Source organism: Peribacillus simplex (genome assembly GCF_001578185.1).
Taxonomy (GTDB): Bacteria; Bacillota; Bacilli; order Bacillales; family DSM-1321; genus Peribacillus; species Peribacillus simplex_A.
The window spans coordinates 5,042,606-5,060,232 of sequence record NZ_CP011008.1; the positions used below are offsets into that span (position 1 = coordinate 5,042,606).

The 17,627-nt window shown below is 40.6% G+C and carries 18 protein-coding genes, 1 pseudogene and 1 riboswitch; of the genes and pseudogenes, 1 reads left to right on the top strand and 18 read right to left on the bottom strand.

The features are described 5' to 3' along the window. Positions 1-103: 103 nt before the first annotated feature. The 8 genes and pseudogenes from UP17_RS23685 to secA form a co-directional block, all read right to left on the bottom strand. Entirely contained in the window at positions 104-1,528 is a 1,425-nt protein-coding gene (locus UP17_RS23685) for a S41 family peptidase (protein ID WP_061465583.1), read from the bottom strand. Positions 1,529-1,668: 140 nt separating this feature from the next. Further along, complete coding sequence (locus UP17_RS23690; RefSeq protein WP_061465584.1) at positions 1,669-3,054, bottom strand: murein hydrolase activator EnvC family protein; 1,386 nt, start codon at positions 3,052-3,054, stop codon at positions 1,669-1,671. Positions 3,055-3,152: 98 nt separating this feature from the next. Continuing rightward, complete coding sequence (gene ftsX / locus UP17_RS23695; protein WP_061465585.1) at positions 3,153-4,046, bottom strand: permease-like cell division protein FtsX; 894 nt, start codon at positions 4,044-4,046, stop codon at positions 3,153-3,155. Then, entirely contained in the window at positions 4,036-4,722 is a 687-nt protein-coding gene (gene ftsE / locus UP17_RS23700) for a cell division ATP-binding protein FtsE (RefSeq protein WP_034309898.1), read from the bottom strand. Before ftsE ends, ftsX begins: the two co-directional genes overlap by 11 nt. A gap of 297 nt (positions 4,723-5,019) precedes the next feature. Further along, positions 5,020-5,358, bottom strand: coding sequence for a cytochrome c551 (cccB, locus tag UP17_RS23705; protein ID WP_061465586.1), 339 nt, complete (start codon positions 5,356-5,358; stop codon positions 5,020-5,022). Between the two features lie 19 nt (positions 5,359-5,377). Beyond that, positions 5,378-5,592 (bottom strand): annotated as a pseudogene (locus UP17_RS29060) (YitT family protein); the annotation flags it as partial. Positions 5,593-5,841: 249 nt separating this feature from the next. Next, positions 5,842-6,940, bottom strand: a protein-coding gene (gene prfB, locus UP17_RS23715; RefSeq protein WP_250211727.1) for a peptide chain release factor 2 whose coding sequence is annotated in 2 segments (ribosomal slippage) — positions 5,842-6,876 and positions 6,878-6,940 — 1,098 coding nt in all. Because the reading frame shifts where the segments join, the coding sequence is not laid out codon by codon here. 169 nt (positions 6,941-7,109) lie between these two features. Then, complete coding sequence (secA, locus tag UP17_RS23720) at positions 7,110-9,623, bottom strand: preprotein translocase subunit SecA (protein ID WP_061465589.1); 2,514 nt, start codon at positions 9,621-9,623, stop codon at positions 7,110-7,112. A gap of 421 nt (positions 9,624-10,044) precedes the next feature. On the opposite strand from secA, the gene UP17_RS23725 reads away from it, so the two are divergent. Then, positions 10,045-10,368 carry a helix-turn-helix domain-containing protein gene (locus UP17_RS23725; protein ID WP_061465590.1) on the top strand — a complete coding sequence of 108 codons (324 nt, stop codon included), beginning with the start codon at positions 10,045-10,047 and terminating at the stop codon, positions 10,366-10,368. 143 nt (positions 10,369-10,511) lie between these two features. Here the strand turns inward: UP17_RS23725 and UP17_RS27140 are convergent, their stop codons facing one another. The 10 genes from UP17_RS27140 to fliW all read right to left on the bottom strand — a co-directional run bounded on the left by UP17_RS27140 (position 10,512) and on the right by fliW (position 17,626). Continuing rightward, entirely contained in the window at positions 10,512-10,652 is a 141-nt protein-coding gene (locus UP17_RS27140; protein ID WP_081108949.1) for an anti-repressor SinI family protein, read from the bottom strand. 31 nt (positions 10,653-10,683) lie between these two features. Beyond that, positions 10,684-10,768, bottom strand: a riboswitch (cyclic di-GMP riboswitch). 693 nt (positions 10,769-11,461) lie between these two features. Continuing rightward, complete coding sequence (gene hpf, locus UP17_RS23730) at positions 11,462-12,019, bottom strand: ribosome hibernation-promoting factor, HPF/YfiA family (RefSeq protein WP_061465591.1); 558 nt, start codon at positions 12,017-12,019, stop codon at positions 11,462-11,464. Positions 12,020-12,272: 253 nt separating this feature from the next. Continuing rightward, positions 12,273-12,617 carry a flagellar protein FliT gene (locus UP17_RS23735; protein WP_061465592.1) on the bottom strand — a complete coding sequence of 115 codons (345 nt, stop codon included), beginning with the start codon at positions 12,615-12,617 and terminating at the stop codon, positions 12,273-12,275. Then, complete coding sequence (gene fliS / locus UP17_RS23740) at positions 12,617-13,018, bottom strand: flagellar export chaperone FliS (protein ID WP_061465593.1); 402 nt, start codon at positions 13,016-13,018, stop codon at positions 12,617-12,619. The genes UP17_RS23735 and fliS overlap by 1 nt, the downstream gene beginning before the upstream one ends. Positions 13,019-13,042: 24 nt before the next feature. Beyond that, positions 13,043-14,554: a flagellar hook-associated protein 2 gene (locus UP17_RS23745; RefSeq protein WP_061465594.1), complete on the bottom strand. Its 1,512-nt coding sequence runs from the start codon at positions 14,552-14,554 to the stop codon at positions 13,043-13,045. Between the two features lie 14 nt (positions 14,555-14,568). Beyond that, on the bottom strand, positions 14,569-14,931 hold the full coding sequence (gene flaG / locus UP17_RS23750) for a flagellar protein FlaG (RefSeq protein ID WP_061465595.1): 363 nt from the start codon (positions 14,929-14,931) through the stop codon (positions 14,569-14,571). A gap of 330 nt (positions 14,932-15,261) precedes the next feature. Then, positions 15,262-15,429 (bottom strand): hypothetical protein, encoded by a 168-nt coding sequence (locus tag UP17_RS28055; RefSeq protein ID WP_155727478.1) that lies wholly within the window; start codon positions 15,427-15,429, stop codon positions 15,262-15,264. A 140-nt stretch (positions 15,430-15,569) separates the two neighbouring features. Continuing rightward, positions 15,570-16,817, bottom strand: coding sequence for a flagellin N-terminal helical domain-containing protein (locus tag UP17_RS23755; protein ID WP_061465596.1), 1,248 nt, complete (start codon positions 16,815-16,817; stop codon positions 15,570-15,572). Positions 16,818-16,949: 132 nt separating this feature from the next. Continuing rightward, positions 16,950-17,183, bottom strand: coding sequence for a carbon storage regulator CsrA (gene csrA, locus UP17_RS23760; RefSeq protein WP_061465597.1), 234 nt, complete (start codon positions 17,181-17,183; stop codon positions 16,950-16,952). Then, complete coding sequence (fliW, locus tag UP17_RS23765; RefSeq protein ID WP_061466300.1) at positions 17,183-17,626, bottom strand: flagellar assembly protein FliW; 444 nt, start codon at positions 17,624-17,626, stop codon at positions 17,183-17,185. The genes csrA and fliW overlap by 1 nt, the downstream gene beginning before the upstream one ends. Position 17,627: the final 1 nt, after the last annotated feature.

The window sequence follows — 17,627 nt, forward strand, 5'->3', positions numbered from 1 at the left end:
GTAGCTTTATCTTTTGTTTCCCCTACACTGCCTTCATGTTTCCAGACAGAAGCTTGATCAAGCGCAAAAAAAGCACCGCTTCTTAAGCTGCGGTGCCTTCGCATTATTTCACTAAATAATTCAAAGCCGTGCGTAATTGAATATCATTATCTTCATCCTGGATCTTTTCCAGTATGGCGGATTCAAGATGTGCCGCGGTTTTAGCGTCCAGCTTGCCAGTCACTTTCAGTCCAAACTGTTTTTGGAATGCTTTTACAGCGACTTCCGTACCCCAATCAAAATAACCATCCTCACGACCCGGTTCAAATCCAATTCCTTTCAGAATGCTTTGTGCATACTGGATTTGTTCATCGTTCATATCCCGCTGCAGGACCTTCTCAACGGCCAGCTGATGGGCATTAAAGTAATCTGGCTGTTTTACTTTGATTGTCGGTTTGATCCCCTTTTTATGGATCCAGTTGCCTGAAGGCGTCAGCCACTTATATAATGTAAGTTTAATCTTACTGCCATCACCCATCGGTACAGCTTGCTGTACTGTGCCTTTCCCGAAGGTCTTCTCGCCGACCAATGGATAGCCTCCCGCCTCCTGCATGGCGCCAGCCAGGATTTCCGAGGCTGATGCGCTGCCTTTATCCGTCAAAACGGCAATGGGATAATCTTTCGCTTTCTTAAGGCTTGTAAAAAACGATTGGGTTTCTCCCGTTCTTTCTGCAATTTGCAAATAGGGCTTTTCTTTTGTGATGAACTCGCCAAGAATCGTTTCCACACTAGAAAGAAGGCCACCTGGATTGCCTCGTACATCTATGACCAAGCCTTCGATTCCCTTCTTTTCCAGCTCCTTCATCTGTTTTTTGAAATCAGTGGCAGTATTCTCCGAAAATGTAGTCAACTCGATGTAACCTATTTGTTCTCCGGCGACTTCCTTAATTGATGAAAATACGGTATCCAATGGAATTTCAGCACGAACCATATTGAATTCAAGTGGATTGGCAACCCCTGCCCGCTTTATTTCCATTTTTACGGGTGACCCTTTTTCGCCACGGATTTTCAGGCGTGTTTCATATAGATCTAAACTTTCTACACTTACACCATTCACCTTAAGGATTTGATCTTTCGGCTTTAATCCAGCTTTTTCGGCAGGCGAGTCTTTGTAAGGAGATACAATTATGACCTTACCATCTTCCATGCCAATTTCAGTCCCTATCCCTTCAAAAGAGGAGTCCAAGGTTTCATTGAATTGCTTAGCGGTCTCCTTGTCCATATATACGGAATAAGGATCTTTCAACGCTGACAGCATCCCTTGGATGGCACCTTCCACCAGATTAGAACCGTCCACCTGTTCTACATACTGGCTTACGATCAAACCGTAAGCTTGTTCCACTTTTGCCCATTCCTTATCCTTCGGGATTGTTTGACTTTCTTCCTTTGCTTCATTCTTATCCGGGAAGCTTGTCCAATATATGCCCCCCACTGCTCCAATGGCTAGTGACATGATGATTGCTAGAGGAAGTACCCATTTTTTGACCATATTTATCCCCATTTCTGACCCTGATATGTATTTCACTATATGTGGGGATTGGAATGAATATGCTTGAAGAAAATGATACACCACAAAAAAAACAGATTAGGAATTTATCCTAATCTGTTTTTCCGATGATATATTGGGTATTAAATATTTATATAGTTTAATGGATTAACAGCATTTGACTTGCTATAATTCCATGGCCCTTTATGTAACTCAAAGTGTAAATGCTGACCGGTTGAATGTCCTGTACTACCCATGATTCCAATTTGTTCGCCTTTAGCAACAACAGAACCTTCGCTTACTTGTCTAGATCTTAAATGTGCATACACAGTAGTCCATTGCTGACCGCCGATTGAATGGGTAACAAAGATGACGTTACCGTATGTACTTGATAAGTAAGAACGGCTTACGACTCCGTCGGCTGCCGCTACAACTGGAACCGTTCCGCTAGCAGCAATATCAATGCCGGCATGCTGTTTATTCCAACGTTCACCCATTCTTGATGATACATATCCTGCACTTGGTCTAGTGAAAGTACCCGATGATACAGCTGGCACTTCACTTACATTAGACGAAGAGAGTGAAGGTGATGGTGATGAACTGTTGCTTTTTGCACTGGATTCTGAAGAAGTAGATTGTTTTTTAGATTCGGATGCTCGAGATGCTGCTTGTGCTGCCGCTTGAGCCGCTTCTTGCTCTGCACGTTTTTGCGCTTCGGCTGCCGCTTTTTTACGAGCTGCTTCCAATTCGGCAAGACGTTGATGCTCTAAGTTGATGGCTGACTTGATAGCCTTTTCTTGAGCAGCAAGATTCTCTTTTTCTTCCTCTAAGCCCATCTTCACATCTTCATGTTCTTTAGTTTGTTGTCTTAATTTCTTAACCAATGCATCCTTTTCTTGCTTCTGCTGCTTTTGTTGCATTTGAATTTCCAATAGTTCAGCTTTTGCCACTTGTAAACTGGCAAGCTTCGTTTCAACGGCATTTTGCTTTTCTTCCAGATCCTTTTTATCCAGCTCATGCTGTTTTAAAATATCCCTGTCGGCTTCAGCAATTGTCGCTACAGCCCCGACACGGTCAACTAAATCCCCAAAACTGGATGATCCGAATAATACTTCAAGATAGTTCACGTCCCCACCAGTCTCCTGGAAAGAAAGTGCCCTTTCCTTCAATACTTCATTACGTTTTGCGATCCGCTCTTTTAATACTTTAATCTCTTCTTTCAATGCCTCTATTTCTTTTTTCGTTTCTGTAATTTCAGCATTTTTAGCATCGATTTTTTTTGAGGACTCTGCAATTTTCGCTTCAATGGCCTCGATTTGTTCTTCTGCAGTCATTTGCTTATCCTGCAGGTTATCGATTTTCTTCTCCGTGTCGGAAATATTCGATTCAACGCCCGAACGTTTTTCCTGAATGGATTGTTTCTGTTTTTGCAGATCCGAAATCGACTCAGCATGAACCGAAGGTGCCGCTAAAATGCTTCCCAACCCAATCATGATGGAGGCATTCATGGCAATGATATTTTTTTTCACGTTTCATTTCCCCTTTCAATCCCGTTACATCCAGTGCCTTGTAACGTCTCTCTATCTGTATCTGGCTTCTTTTAATATTCGAGTGTAAAGATGCTTTTTTATACTTTCAAGAACTTCCTAACGGACATCAAGCTGCCCCATATCCCGATAACGGCGCCAATTACAATGAGGATGGCCGAAACTTGATAAATAAATGGGTTTGCAGGTAGAAAATCTATGAATTTGAACGTAATCTGCGGCGCAGCATATTTATAAATATTGTAGTAGAGTGCAGCAATCAGACCGATTGGAATGATGGAACCGAGGATTCCCAACCATAGTCCTTCCAAGAAGAATGGCCAACGGATGAATGTATTCGTTGCTCCCACTAATCTCATGATCTCAATTTCTTTTCTTCTAGCTACAATGGTAATTTTAATCGTATTCGAAATCAGGAACATTGCAGTAAATAGTAATCCTACAATAAGAACGATCCCTATGTTTCTCGCGATATTCACGAATTTGAATAGTTTCTCGACGTAGCCTTGTCCATATTTAACACTTTGGATATAATCAAGACCTTCGATTTCCTTTGCCACCTTGATGACATCTTGCGGAGATTTCGTCTTGATGATATAAACGTCCCTTAATGGGTTGTCCTGTTCAAATGGTTTAAATGCATCACCATTATCGCCTAAATCATCTATTAAATTCGTAAGCTCTTCATCTTTTGGAGAGAAGATGACTGATTCAATGCCCTTCATCTTCGTAATCTTCCTACCAATATCTTTTATATCGTCATCATTCGCCGCATTATCAATATGTGCACGAACTTCGACATCTTTCTCCACATTTCCCGCGATATGATTTAAATTCATCATGAGCACTAAAAAGACGCCAACCAATGTTAGTGTGACCGTTACTGCACTGACTGAAGCAAACGTCATCCATCCATTACGGCCAATATTTTTAAAACTTTCACGGAAGTGACGGAGCAATGTTCTAAATTTCATATCCGTAATCACCTCGATGTTCATCGCGAACTATTTTTCCACTTTCAATGGCAATGACACGTCGTTTGATATTGTTGACGATGTCCCTATTATGTGTGGCCATGACAAGTGTAGTCCCGCGTTTATTAATTTCTTCAAATATGTTCATGATTTCCCACGATGTTTCAGGATCAAGATTCCCTGTAGGCTCGTCGGCTATGACTACCTTAGGGTCATTGACGATCGAACGGGCTATCGCAACCCTTTGCTGTTCCCCACCAGATAACTCGGAAGGCAGCATCCTTGCTTTATGTTTAATGCCAACCAGATCAAGAACTTCCATGACTCTCTTTTTGATTTCTTCTGGTTCCTTTTCGATAACTTCCATGGCAAATGCTACATTTTCATATGCAGTGAATGTTTGAAGGAGTTTAAAATCTTGGAATACCATACCGATATTACGGCGGAATAGAGGAACTTTCGAATTGCGGATACTTGGCAGGCTTACGCCATTGACCAAGATATTACCGCTTGTCGGCTTTTCTTCCCTATACATCATTTTGATGAAGGTCGATTTTCCGGCACCACTCGGACCTACTACATAAACGAACTCGCCTGGCTTTATTTTCACATTGATACCATTAATGGCAATTACGCCATTTGGATATGTCTTTTTCACATCTATCATTTCTATCATTCTAAAACCACCTAATTTGCTTGTATTATCACTATGTATCTACAGCTTTTTCGACAATTTTCACTGAAATCTGACAGGAATCTCTCTTACTTGAGCACAGAAACATTATAACATCAAATTTTGTCAAATTAAGCATAAAAAATATTACAGTTTCATTTCAGTTAGACATATATCAACATCTATGTAATATTCCTAGGATTTGATTGCTTGATAAGGGATTAAATGTGGTTATTCAAGGATTTTAAAGGAGACTATACGAAATGAAACGTCCTGCTAAGCAGAACGTTTCATTGATCATTACTTATGGTCGGCAAGCCATTCCGCGACCATACTCGCTTCCTTGCCTTGGATTATAGCTTTTGGCATTGCACCTTGGCCATTCGCAATGACCTTTTCGATGTCCGCTTTTGATAGCCTCGAGCCGACCTTCGTTAAATTCGGTCCCACACCGCCTTCGAGATTCACTGCATGGCAGCTTGAACATTTGTTTTCGTAAATTTTCGCGGCATCACCAGCACCTGCCGTTGTCGTTTCGCTATTTTTAGCAGGCTCTTTATCTCCAGCATCATCATTTCCACCGCATGCTGCCAAGGCCAAAGAAGTACCCAGAACTAAGGCTAACCATTTCATTTTCATTGAATTTACCCCCTCTGATTTATACCAGTACAAGAACATTATACCAATTCCATTCCAGTTTAAAACCCTCCCCAAGTTCCTCCGATGCGTCGATTACAATTACAAACGCTTTAGGGTCAACTTGTTTCACCATTTGTTTCAATTTAGTGAATTCCGACTGGTCTATTACGCACATCAATATATAGGACGAGTATCATCCGTATAGCCGCCATATCCCGATATCCCTGTAACACCACCCCGGTCATGGCAATTATGGCCGAACCAACAATCACCCATCAATACTCCATTAACTTTTGCATTAAAGGATGCTTCGCCTCCCGGTTTCTTTTCCTCTATATATAGTATTGTCCGAACGAAGCAGAACATCCCTTTTCATATCCTGTTAATGTCAGCCAGAGGACGTGTTTAATAGGTCATTCAAGGATCTTTCATTCATAAGAAACCATAAAAAAGCCGGACCGCGAAACGGTCCGACTTAATATCTTATAATTTTGAACGTAAGTACGCATCAATGAACATATCAATGTCCCCATCCATGACAGCTCCCAAGTTTCCGGTCTCCGCACTAGTACGGTGATCTTTAACCATGGAATACGGGTGGAAAACATAAGAACGAATTTGGCTTCCCCAGCCAATTTCCTTTTGCTCACCGCGGATTTCATCCAAATCCGCTTGTTGCTGTTCGATTTCACGTTGATACAATTTGGCTTTCAGCATATTCATGGCTTGGGCCTTGTTTTTGATTTGCGATCTCTCGTTTTGGCACGTTACCACAGTATTTGTAGGTAAATGGGTGATCCGGACTGCCGAGTCAGTTGTATTGATATGCTGACCACCTGCACCACTTGCCCGGTACGTGTCGACTTTCAAATCTTCCGTGCGTATTTCTATATTGATCGTCTCATCGAATTCCGGCATAACTTCACACGAAACGAATGAAGTATGGCGCCGTCCCGATGAATCGAAAGGAGAAATACGGACTAGACGGTGCACGCCCTTTTCCGCTTTCAAATAGCCATAGGCGTTATGGCCTTTGAAAATTAAAGTGACACTCTTGATTCCAGCTTCATCACCTGGAAGGTAATCAAGGGTTTCCACTTTAAAGCCTCTTTTTTCACCCCATCTTGTATACATACGAAGTAGCATGGAACCCCAATCCTGGGATTCCGTTCCGCCTGCACCTGGATGAAGTTCAAGAATGGCATTTTTCGAATCATATTCTTCACTTAGTAAAAGTTGAAGTTCAAAGTCATTCATCTTTTGTGAAAGAATCGTGATTTCTTCTTCCAGCTCAGCCAAAAGTTCTTCATCATTCTCTTCTTTCACTAGTTCATATGTCAAATCCAGATTTTCATATGATTCATTAAGGTCGGACAATTGATTCACTTGTTCTTTCAAAGCATTCGTTTCATTGATGACAGTCTGTGCTTTTTGCTGATCATTCCAAAAATCAGGATGTGTCATCTCATTTTCAAGCTGTGCGATTCGTGCCTCTTTTTCATCTAAGTCAAAGAGACCCCCTAAAGTCCGTTAATCGTTGCGCTGTCCGTTCGAGTTCGTTTCTAATTTCTGCCAATTCCATTTCTCTTCACCTCATTAAGTATGTTAAAAAAATCCCTGTAGAGGGATTCGCTTCATTACAAATTAACCTCTTCAAACTATATGCAAATATATTGCTTTATGCAAACTAAACATGAAAAGAGGCGGCAAGCGTTAAACTTTACCGTCTCATAATCATTATACACCTAACTTTAGCCTAAATTACCATGGCAATTCTTATATTTTTTACCGCTGCCGCATGGACATAACGCATTCCGGCCAACGTCTTCCTTTTTACGGGCAGGGGCCTTTTTCACTTTTCCCCCGTCTTCTTCCTTCGGGTTGACCGCTTGTCCTTTTATGACTTCCTTCCGCTCTAAATTGTTGCGGATTTCAGCCTTCATGATATATTTAGCGACTTCATCTTCCATAGAAGCAATCATGGCTTCAAACATTGCGAAACCTTCAGATTGATATTCACGTAACGGATCGATCTGGCCATAAGCACGAAGGTGGATCCCTTGGCGCAATTGCTCCATTGCATCAATATGGTCCATCCACTTACTATCGACTGCACGAAGAACGATTACTTTTTCGAACTCACGCATTTGTTCTTCGGATAGCTCTTCTTCTTTTTCGTCATAGCCTTCTTTCACTTTTGCTAAAATGAATTCAACCAATTCCAATTCATCTTTTCCATCTAAATCATTTACAGTGATTGAGCCTTCATTGAATAGGTTACCATTCAGGTAATCGACTAGACCTTGTAAATTCCAGCCTTCCTCATCGCCCATTGGTGCAAATGCGGCAACATTGCGCTGGATGGATGCAGTAATCATCTTTTCGACGATTTCACGTAGGTTCTCACTTTCCATTACATCGAAACGCTGCTTATAAATAATTTCCCGTTGTTGACGGAGAACATCATCATATTGCAGTAACTGCTTACGTGAATCGAAGTTATTGCCTTCGACCCGTTTCTGTGCGGATTCAACGGCCCTGGTCACCATTTTACTTTGAATTGGCTGGGAATCATCCATACCAAGACGTGCCATCATGCTTTTCATGTTATCCGAACCGAAGCGGCGCATCAATTCATCTTCCATTGATAAATAGAATTGAGTGACCCCTGGGTCTCCTTGACGGCCGGAACGACCACGCAACTGGTTATCTATACGCCTGCTCTCATGGCGCTCCGTACCGATGACAGCAAGTCCACCAAGCTCCTTGACACCTTCACCAAGCTTGATATCCGTACCACGTCCTGCCATGTTGGTAGCGATCGTGACTGAGCCTTGATTACCTGCATTCGCAATGATTTCCGCTTCACGTTCATGGTTCTTTGCATTCAAAACATCGTGAGGGATCCCTTTTTTAGATAAATAGGCAGAAATGACTTCAGATGTTTCGATGGCAACCGTACCGACAAGCACAGGCTGACCCTTTGTATAACGTTCGGCGATGTCTTCCACGACAGCCTTGAATTTCCCATCAGTTGACGCGTATATAAGATCTGCCCGGTCATCCCTAACGATATTCCTGTTTGTCGGGATTGCGATGACATTCATATTATAGATATTGCGGAATTCCTCTTCTTCCGTTTTGGCTGTACCAGTCATACCGGAAAGTTTTTCGTACATCCTGAAATAGTTCTGGAACGTAATCGTCGCAAGAGTCATGCTTTCATTTTGAATCTCAAGGCCTTCTTTCGCTTCAATCGCCTGGTGGAGACCTTCACTGTAACGGCGGCCCTTCATCAAACGGCCAGTGAATTGGTCAACGATGACAATCTCACCTTCCTGGACCACATAATCCACATCCAAATGCATGGAAACATGCGCCTTCAACGCCTGATTAATATGATGATTCAAAGTAACGTGACTAATATCGAACAAATTATCGATGTTAAACGCTTTTTCAGCTCGGTTCATCCCATCTTCGGTCAGCTGAACACCTTTTGTCTTTTCATCATATGTGTAATCCGTATCTTTTTGTAACGTTCTCACAAACGCATTGGCTTGAATATAAAGCTGGGCCGATTTTTGTGCGGAACCGGAAATGATCAAAGGCGTTCTCGCCTCATCGATCAAAATCGAATCGACTTCATCAATGACAGCAAAGTGCAATGGGCGCTGTACCATTTGTTCTTTATATAACACCATATTGTCACGTAGGTAATCAAAACCTAACTCATTATTCGTGCTATACGTAATGTCAGCATTGTACGCCTCTTGTTTTTCTTCTTTAGAATGACTGTTCAAATTCAATCCGACGGTCAAGCCAAGGAAATCATACAATACACCCATCTCAGTAGCATCACGGTGTGCTAGATATTCGTTGACAGTAACGACATGTACACCTTTACCAGTAAGCGCGTTTAAATAAACCGGCATGGTGGAGGTTAATGTTTTACCTTCCCCCGTTTTCATCTCGGAGATATTTCCATCATGAAGCGATGCCCCACCCATGATTTGAACACGGTAAGGATATAAGCCCAGAGCACGCTTTGCCCCTTCACGCGCAACCGCAAAAGCCTCAACTAGCAGATCATCCACTGTTTCCCCGTTTTGATAACGCTCTTTAAACTCACCCGTTTTGGCACGCAGCTGTTCATCCGATAACGCAGCCGTCTTATCAGCCAGCGCTTCGACCTGATCAGCGATTTTTTCCAAACGCTTTATTTCCCGCTTATTTGGATCAAAAACTTTATTTAATATATTAAGCATTCAATAACGCTCCTCTATTATGGTAATGATCGTTCAATAACAAAATTCATATAAGTAAGAAGAAACACACCTTCTATTATTACAATCCACGCTTAATTTTACCACTTCTACCCTAGAGGTACAACTTCATGTCACTTACCTGGTATAGACCTGAATACAATTCTTGCGAAAAACAATGGATAAATGAAGAGTAAAACTGTTAAAATAAAAGGAAGTATAAAAAATATATTGCAAACTCCCCACTATTCCAAATGCAACTGAGAACTATCCATAACCTTCCATCACTAGATCTGTGTCCTTCTCTAGCGATAGCATGTCAAGGTAATCAAACCTTACAGGCTCCCATTCTTTGAATGATTTAATGTGGGCTACTCAAACTTATAAGCAGAAGATAAATAGAACATGTTTCGAGGTGGTATTGATGATTGGTAAACGTGTAAAAAAACTGCGAGAAGAAAAGAAAATGTCCATGACTGAACTCGCCGATAAAGCGGGGGTGGCAAAGTCTTACTTAAGTTCGCTCGAGCGAAACTTACAAACGAATCCTTCTATTCAATTTCTTGAAAAAATCTCCGCCGTGCTTAACATTCCTGTTGATGCCCTTCTTTACGATGCACCAAATAAGGAAAACTTGGACACTGACTGGATGAAAATCGTTGAGGAGGCTATGAATTCGGGTGTATCAAAACAACAATTCAGGGAATTCATCGAGTTTAATAAATGGAGGAAAGATAAAGAAGAATAGTAGTTTAATAATCTACCTACATACTCCGGAAGAATACAGCTTGAATGAACTAGACTTGCTAGAATCTCATGGAAGAACATCCCTATAAGCAGCTAATGAATTGAACCACTGTTTATAGGGATGTTCTCGCTCCTTTTCAGTACTCAACTTCCATCGTTCTCCTCTAATGTAACCTCAAGGCTTTCCCGTTCAAAAAAAGCACTAATTTCCTCTTTTTTGAAACCCAAGCTCCTTGCTTCTGAAATCAACTTTACCCATTCTTGATCTATTTCCACATTAGCCACCTCTTCTACCTCCTAAAATACTCTTTGTATTTCAGGCAGACCAGCCATCGTAGTCGCTAAACCTTAGACCTGTGCCTTTGCGCCCTAATCTTCCAATAAGTTTGCCTTTGTCGTGTTACTATTACCAAATACATTACTTTTAATCATATTATAACGGATACACACTCCATATATTGCTATTTTATGTCGGTAATCTATCTAAAAGCAAACCTTTTATCCGACAAAATATTACAATATTAGGAATATTTAATATTAATTCAATCATTATCAAAGTCCTATTCATATTCGCTTTTTTATAAAATGGGGGATACTGCCTTCATTAACCATTCGATGGGGCGTATTAATTCTCTCTTTAGGTGCAACCAATTTTCCGCACAGTTAAGTCCTCACCGCAGATCGGGCAAAGCCACTTTCCATATTCGGCACTGCTAAAGGAAGCCCTATGGTATTTATGGCAATTGTTTCGATATAAAAAAACGCCTCCTCTGCACCTTGATCAAATGTTTTTTTATAAGAAACCACTCGTTCTCTTTAAAGAATTAACAACTTGAGTATAGTACAAAAGTCGGTGGTGTTTGAATAGGTAAAAATAAACGTCTATCTCGTTAAAGAACAAGAATTGTTCGTTAATTACAGTCATTTTTTATACCTTTTGATTATATCCATCTAACTTTAGTAAAATAGTAATGAAATAATCAACAGCAAACATATCGGCTCATCGACTATTAATGTAATGGGAAACTGCCAAAATGTATAAAAAAAGCACAACCCAGAGGCTGGGTTGTGCTTTTGATCTAAGATTAATATATTTAACTAGGTTCAATTAATCCGTAGCGTCCATCTTTACGTCGGTACACCACGTTCGTTGTGTTAGTATCCGCATTCGTATATACGAAGAAACTGTGACCAAGCATATTCATTTGTAAAATGGCTTCTTCACTGTCCATCGGCTTCAAATCAAAGCGCTTATTGCGGACCACTTCAATATCAGTATCCTCTTCGAATTCATCCACCACTTCGTCAACTTCCGTATTGAAGGCGAATGCCTCAGGAGTCGTAGATAGGTTGTTCCGGAACTTACGATTGACCTTCGTTTTATGTTTACGAATTTGGCGTTCAAGCTTATCATTGATCAAGTCAATGGCAGCGTACATATCCGCATTTTCCTCTTCAGCGCGAAGAACCAAATTCTGCATAGGGATCGTCACTTCGACTTTGGATGTATTATTGTTCACTTTCAAATTCACTAACACATTTGCATCTGGTGTATTGTTAAAATATCGTTCTAACTTGCCAATTTTCTTTTCGACGTATTCTCGAATTGCTGGAGTTACCTCAATGTTTTCACCGCGTACGTTGTAATTCATAAAGTGAGTCCTCCTTAAATTAAGACTATACAGTTAGATTCTACAATACCCCTCCGGTTCCCTTTAGAAACACATCATGAAATATGTCGAAATTATGAAGCAATTGTCGGAAGGTTTTGGAAAGGGTTGATGTCTGCCCTAGCTTCATTATAACAAATGCCTAGCAATAAAGAAAAAATTAAGCCCGAATTATTTACAGAAAATTTAAAAATCTTTAACATAAAAACCGTTTGGAATCCAAACGGCTGGGTAATCAATTTCTTTTATCGTAGAACATGCCATCGATTGATAGACTTTCATAGGGGTTCGTGTATTTATTAGATGATTTTTTCTTCTTATTTATTTCCTGGATATCCCGCTTTATCTCCAGCTTTTGGAGATAAAGCATGCGATCGACCTGTTCGTTAAGTAACATTGTTGCACGGCCAAGCTGTTGCTCTTCACCAGTAAAAGGCGGTTTGATTTGAGAAAGAAGTTCATCCCGCTGGTCAATCAGCTGTGTGAACCTTTCTATTTTATCTTCACGTTCTGCAATCGTCCGATCTTCCAAAACGGCAAGTAATTCAACAGTCAAATCATGAAAGGTTTGAATGATCATTACACTTGACCGCTTTGTGTAAACTGTTTTTTCCGGTTCATCTGAATAACTTCCTTCCAAGTATCACGGAAGTCAGTAACGAGTCCCTCGACCTCTTCCAAGGCTGCAACATCATTTTCCATATTCGCCTCTATCAGACGTCGGTTCATGAAATCATACAGACTCATCATTTCCTTGGACACTTCGACATCCATATTCAGCGTCACCATCAATTCATGGACAATGTTTTGCGCCTTTATGATGTTGGTATTTTTCGCTTCGATATTTCCTTCTTCAATTGCTTTTTTCCCAAGCATGATGAACTTTATGCAGCCATTATAGAGCATTAATGTAAGCTCTCCCGGGGATGCTGTATTGACTGAACTTTGTTGATATGATTGATATGGATTATTTATCGCCATATTTATCTTCCTTTCCGACTTGCCTTAACTAAAATAAGAAGCTAACGATGAACTTTGGCTGTTTGCCTTTTGAATCGCTTTTTCCATGGCCGTGAACTGATTGTAGTAGCGCGATTCCAATTTCATTAACTTTGCTTCAAATGTTGATATCCTCTTATCCAACCCATCAACCAATTTTCCAATTGTAAAATTGTTATTAACATATCCGGCCTTTCCGGCCTTTTCAGTAATCACTTTCATGGATGATTCTATATCATCCCGTAACCGGCGCGCGAGGCCTTTATCGCTTTTCTCCGTTCCATTGGCCATGAACATATCATAAATCGCATTGGGATCTTCACTAATGGCTGCCCGGAGCTTGTCCTCATCAATCGTTAATTTACCGCCCTCCAAATAATTCTTGGTCGTAGTGATACCCAAACTGCTGAGATTGTTTTTTCCTGGAATTCCATCCACCGAGGTGTATAGGGACGTTCTCATCGTAGTTAGGAGACTTTTTAGTGTTGAGTCACTTTTTAACGTTCCGCTCTTCGCTTTCTCATCCCACATTTTCACTTCATCTTCTGTCATTGCCTTCTTTTGCTCAGTAGTAAGCGGGGTAAAGGAGCGATATTTCGCTTCACCTGTTTTATCCTGAACCTTTTTAATGATTTCATTGTATTTATTCACAAACTGAGTGATTGTATCCAAGATGGAATCCACATCAGCCGTTGATGAGAATGTGATGGTATCCGTCGTTTTTTGCTTAATCGTTATTTCCACTCCATTGATTTGAAACGTATTCGATGGCCGGGAAATGTCCAGTCCATTATAAGTAATCGATGCATTTTCCCCTTTTGCGCCGCCAGCCCCTTCATTATTACTGCTCATTTTTAACACAGCAAAAAAATCTCCGCTACCCCCTAATTCAATTTCAGGGCGATCATTTACATCACCGGTATTTTTAGCAGTGATGGAAAACTTCTGGGAGGTTTCATCAAAAAATAGAGTCACTCCCGAGTTAGCATTAATTTTATTAATAACACTCTCTAGCGTATCGTTTTCATCAAGAGTAAGCGTATACGGTTTGTCCATTGTTACTCCATCTTTTACTTCCGTATCAAAACCGCCATCTTTATTGATAGCCAGTATCGTAATATCTTGAGGAGTCGTGATACCCAATTCCGATAGTTTCTTTTTGGAATCAGTAACTGCTGATTTATCTGTACTGGTCATGGTTGCTGCTTTGGCAAGCCCATTCACCTTGATATTTCCAGTAAAATCACTGGTCGAGCCCACATTTCTCACCGATACTGCATCTGGATTCGATACCGATATTTTCTTTTTAATAAAGGAAGACTGCTTCCCACCCCCATCACGAATGAGTCTATCCAATTCTGATAAAGATGTATTTATCGAGCGGTAATCATCCCGCTGCCACTCGGAATACTGCTTTTTCTGTGTTAATTTATCCAAAGGCACCCGTTCCGCCTGCATCATACTCTTAACTAATTCATCAATGTCCATTCCACTCGCAAAACCACTGATTCTTACCACAATCAATCACCCGCCTATATTTTTTCATCCACCATAATCCCGACAAACTCTGTCATTGCCGCATAGAAATCCAGTAACTTCTTAGGAGGGATCTCCCTGATCGTCTCATCCGTAACGTCATCCACAACCTTGACATAATACTCATTCAGCTCCTCATGATACTCAAAATGGATGGCCGTTTGTGTTGGATCCAGGAAGGTGTTCAAACTTTCCACTACTTCATTCACCTTTTCTTTAGCAGGCTCATTAATAGATTCCACACTTTGTTCTGAATAGGCAAGCGTATTCATTTCACGTTGATAATATGAACTAATTCCATCTGAGATTGCTGTTCTAAGCTGTGAGGAAAGAATATTCGTGGACAAACTCTCCAGCATCTAAATAGCCCCCAATTTGATCTGTTTACTTTTTATATCGGTAATTAAGGTTTTATTTTTAGTCACTCATAGATTTTGGTTGCACCTGCAAATACTCATTAATGATCCTTTGAGAGATTCTACTAAAAAAACTCCAGAAAAATATTTGGGGTCTAGTTGATTTCCACTCCAGGCACTCGCTTTCCGCGGGCGGTCCGGGAGACTCCTGCGGGGTCTCCCTTGGACACGTATCCCCCTCAGGAGTCGTACCTTCCGTTCCAATCAACTTTGTTCTAATATTTAGATAGAAAGCCCTTTACCTACAATCTTGTTTAGAACTTCCCTTTTTATTCAAATAATCAGCGAACATACTAAAAATTGATATATCCCATCCAGCTTGCGATTGATAGCTGTGTTCACAGTCATTTCACCATACACATTACTGACATCTTCAGCTATGTATTTTGCAGTGCCATCATACTCTATTAGGATTATAGCCATAAGGTTCCTTGGTGACATGAACGAATGGTCCCTTCCTTTTTAAGGGGCAGTAATCTCTTTTTTCCTACATCACAGTGTTCCTTACACCCTTCAATCAGTACAAATAAAAGAGCCTGACACAAAGTGTCAGACCCTTTATTGTTAAGCTAACTATTCAATTAACGAAGTAACTGAAGAACGCCTTGCGGTTGCTGGTTAGCTTGAGCTAGCATTGCTTGAGATGCTTGCGCCAAGATAGAGTTTTTAGTTTGCTCCATCATTGTTTTTGCCATATCTGTATCACGTATACGTGATTCAGCAGCAGTCAGGTTTTCTGATGAAGTACCTAAATTGTTGATAGTGTGCTCTAAACGGTTTTGGTTTGCACCTAGTTTAGAACGCTCTGCTGATACTGTATTAATTGCTTCATTAATTTTTGTTATTGCTGCAGCAGCACTAGCATGGGTTCCTACATTTAATGCTTGTTCAGTTGTTTCGTTATTAGTTCCGTCTGTTACTGCTAATCCTGCATTATCTGCTCCTTTAGTAGATATACCTAAAGCTTCTGCACTCATATTTCCAATATCAAGAGTCAAACTTTGTTTTTCATTAGCCCCAATTTGGAATTTAAGGCTCTTATCCGGGTCAGCAGGAACTGCGTCGACCTTTTCTGCACCCTTAGTAACTTCTGTTACAGTTCCAACGCCGTTACCAGTCAAGGCAGCAGAAGATTCTTTGTCAGCTTTTTGAGTTAAAGTAATTTTTCCTGTTCCAGCATCAACAGCTACAGAATAGTTATCTTTAAGTGCGGCATTACCTTCGATGGCAGCTTTTAATGTATCAGCATTACTGAATTTACCTGTAGCTGGATCCTCATCCCCGGCAGCTACAACTGTGAATGTTTGACCACCAATTTCAATTGTATCGTCTACAGTGGTGGAAATTGATCCAAAATCAAATGAATATTCTCCTGCAACTGCTGGTTTCCCTGCCACTGCTGCTCCATCTTTGTCGCCGTTTAATAGTTTTTGATTATTGAACTCAGTTGTGTTAGCGATACGGTTAATTTCAGATGTTAGGGAATTGATTTCTTTTTGGATTTCATTACGGTCTGTACCAGTATTGGTGTCTGTTGCTGCTTGTGTAGCAAGCTCACGCATACGTTGCAGAATATCAGTCGTTTCGTTTAATGCACCTTCTGCAGTTTGAATCAAAGAGATGGCATCTTGTGAGTTACGGGAAGCTTGGTCCAAACCGCGGATTTGTCCACGCATTTTTTCAGAGATTGCAAGACCGGCAGCGTCATCGCCTGCACGGTTGATACGCATACCTGATGCAAGTTTCTCCATTGATTTAGATTGTGCATTCGTTGCACTTGATAATTGACGGTGCGTGTTTAAAGCTGAGATATTGTGATTGATAATCATTTTATGTTTCCTCCTTGAGTTTTAAGTTCCCACGTCCATGTGGTTGTTTACGAAAGCAATGAATAAGTCAATTTCACTGCTCATCGTTGTATATTTAATATCGGCCTGCTTGGAAACATATTTAGCGGGTTTTCAAGACTTTTTCTTGAAATACTCATTTATATTTTCCAGAAGATTGGTTTTTATTTCAGAAGCTTCGCTATTTTCCTGCTGGATGGACAGGTAGATTTCCTTCCTATGGATATCGACGCTTTTAGGAGCATTGATACCCAGTTTAATTTGTTCTCCCTCAACAGCCAAGATCGTAATTTCGATATCATCGCCAATCATGATCGCTTCGTTTAGCTTTCTGGTCAATACGAGCATCATTCCTCCCCCTGTTCTGCTGGAGGTTCAATCAATCTGTGCTTTGTACGGTATTCACTGCCGTTCATGATAAATTGCTTTCCCGTTTTTTTAGAGGCATTTATGATGATGGGAGCCTGAAGATTCGCCGTAGTTTCATTGAAAGGGTCTTGAATCGTTAATATGACTAAAGTAATGACTTCCAGTTCCGTTTCTATTAATAAAGAAGATAATACCTCATCCGGAAGCTCCACTTCGTAATCACGAAACACTTCAAAAGGATTTGTCACAATGAAGGCAACCTCTTTTGTTTTTACAGATTGCAGGACGAAAAAGGGCGTGTCATCCAGAGTTAGCAAACAAAACTGTTTTTCTTCTAGAAATCCTGGTATCCCGCTATCAAATCGATAAATCTCTTCTTCCACTAATTCGATTTCGCCATGAAATTTTGTTTGTAGAATCATC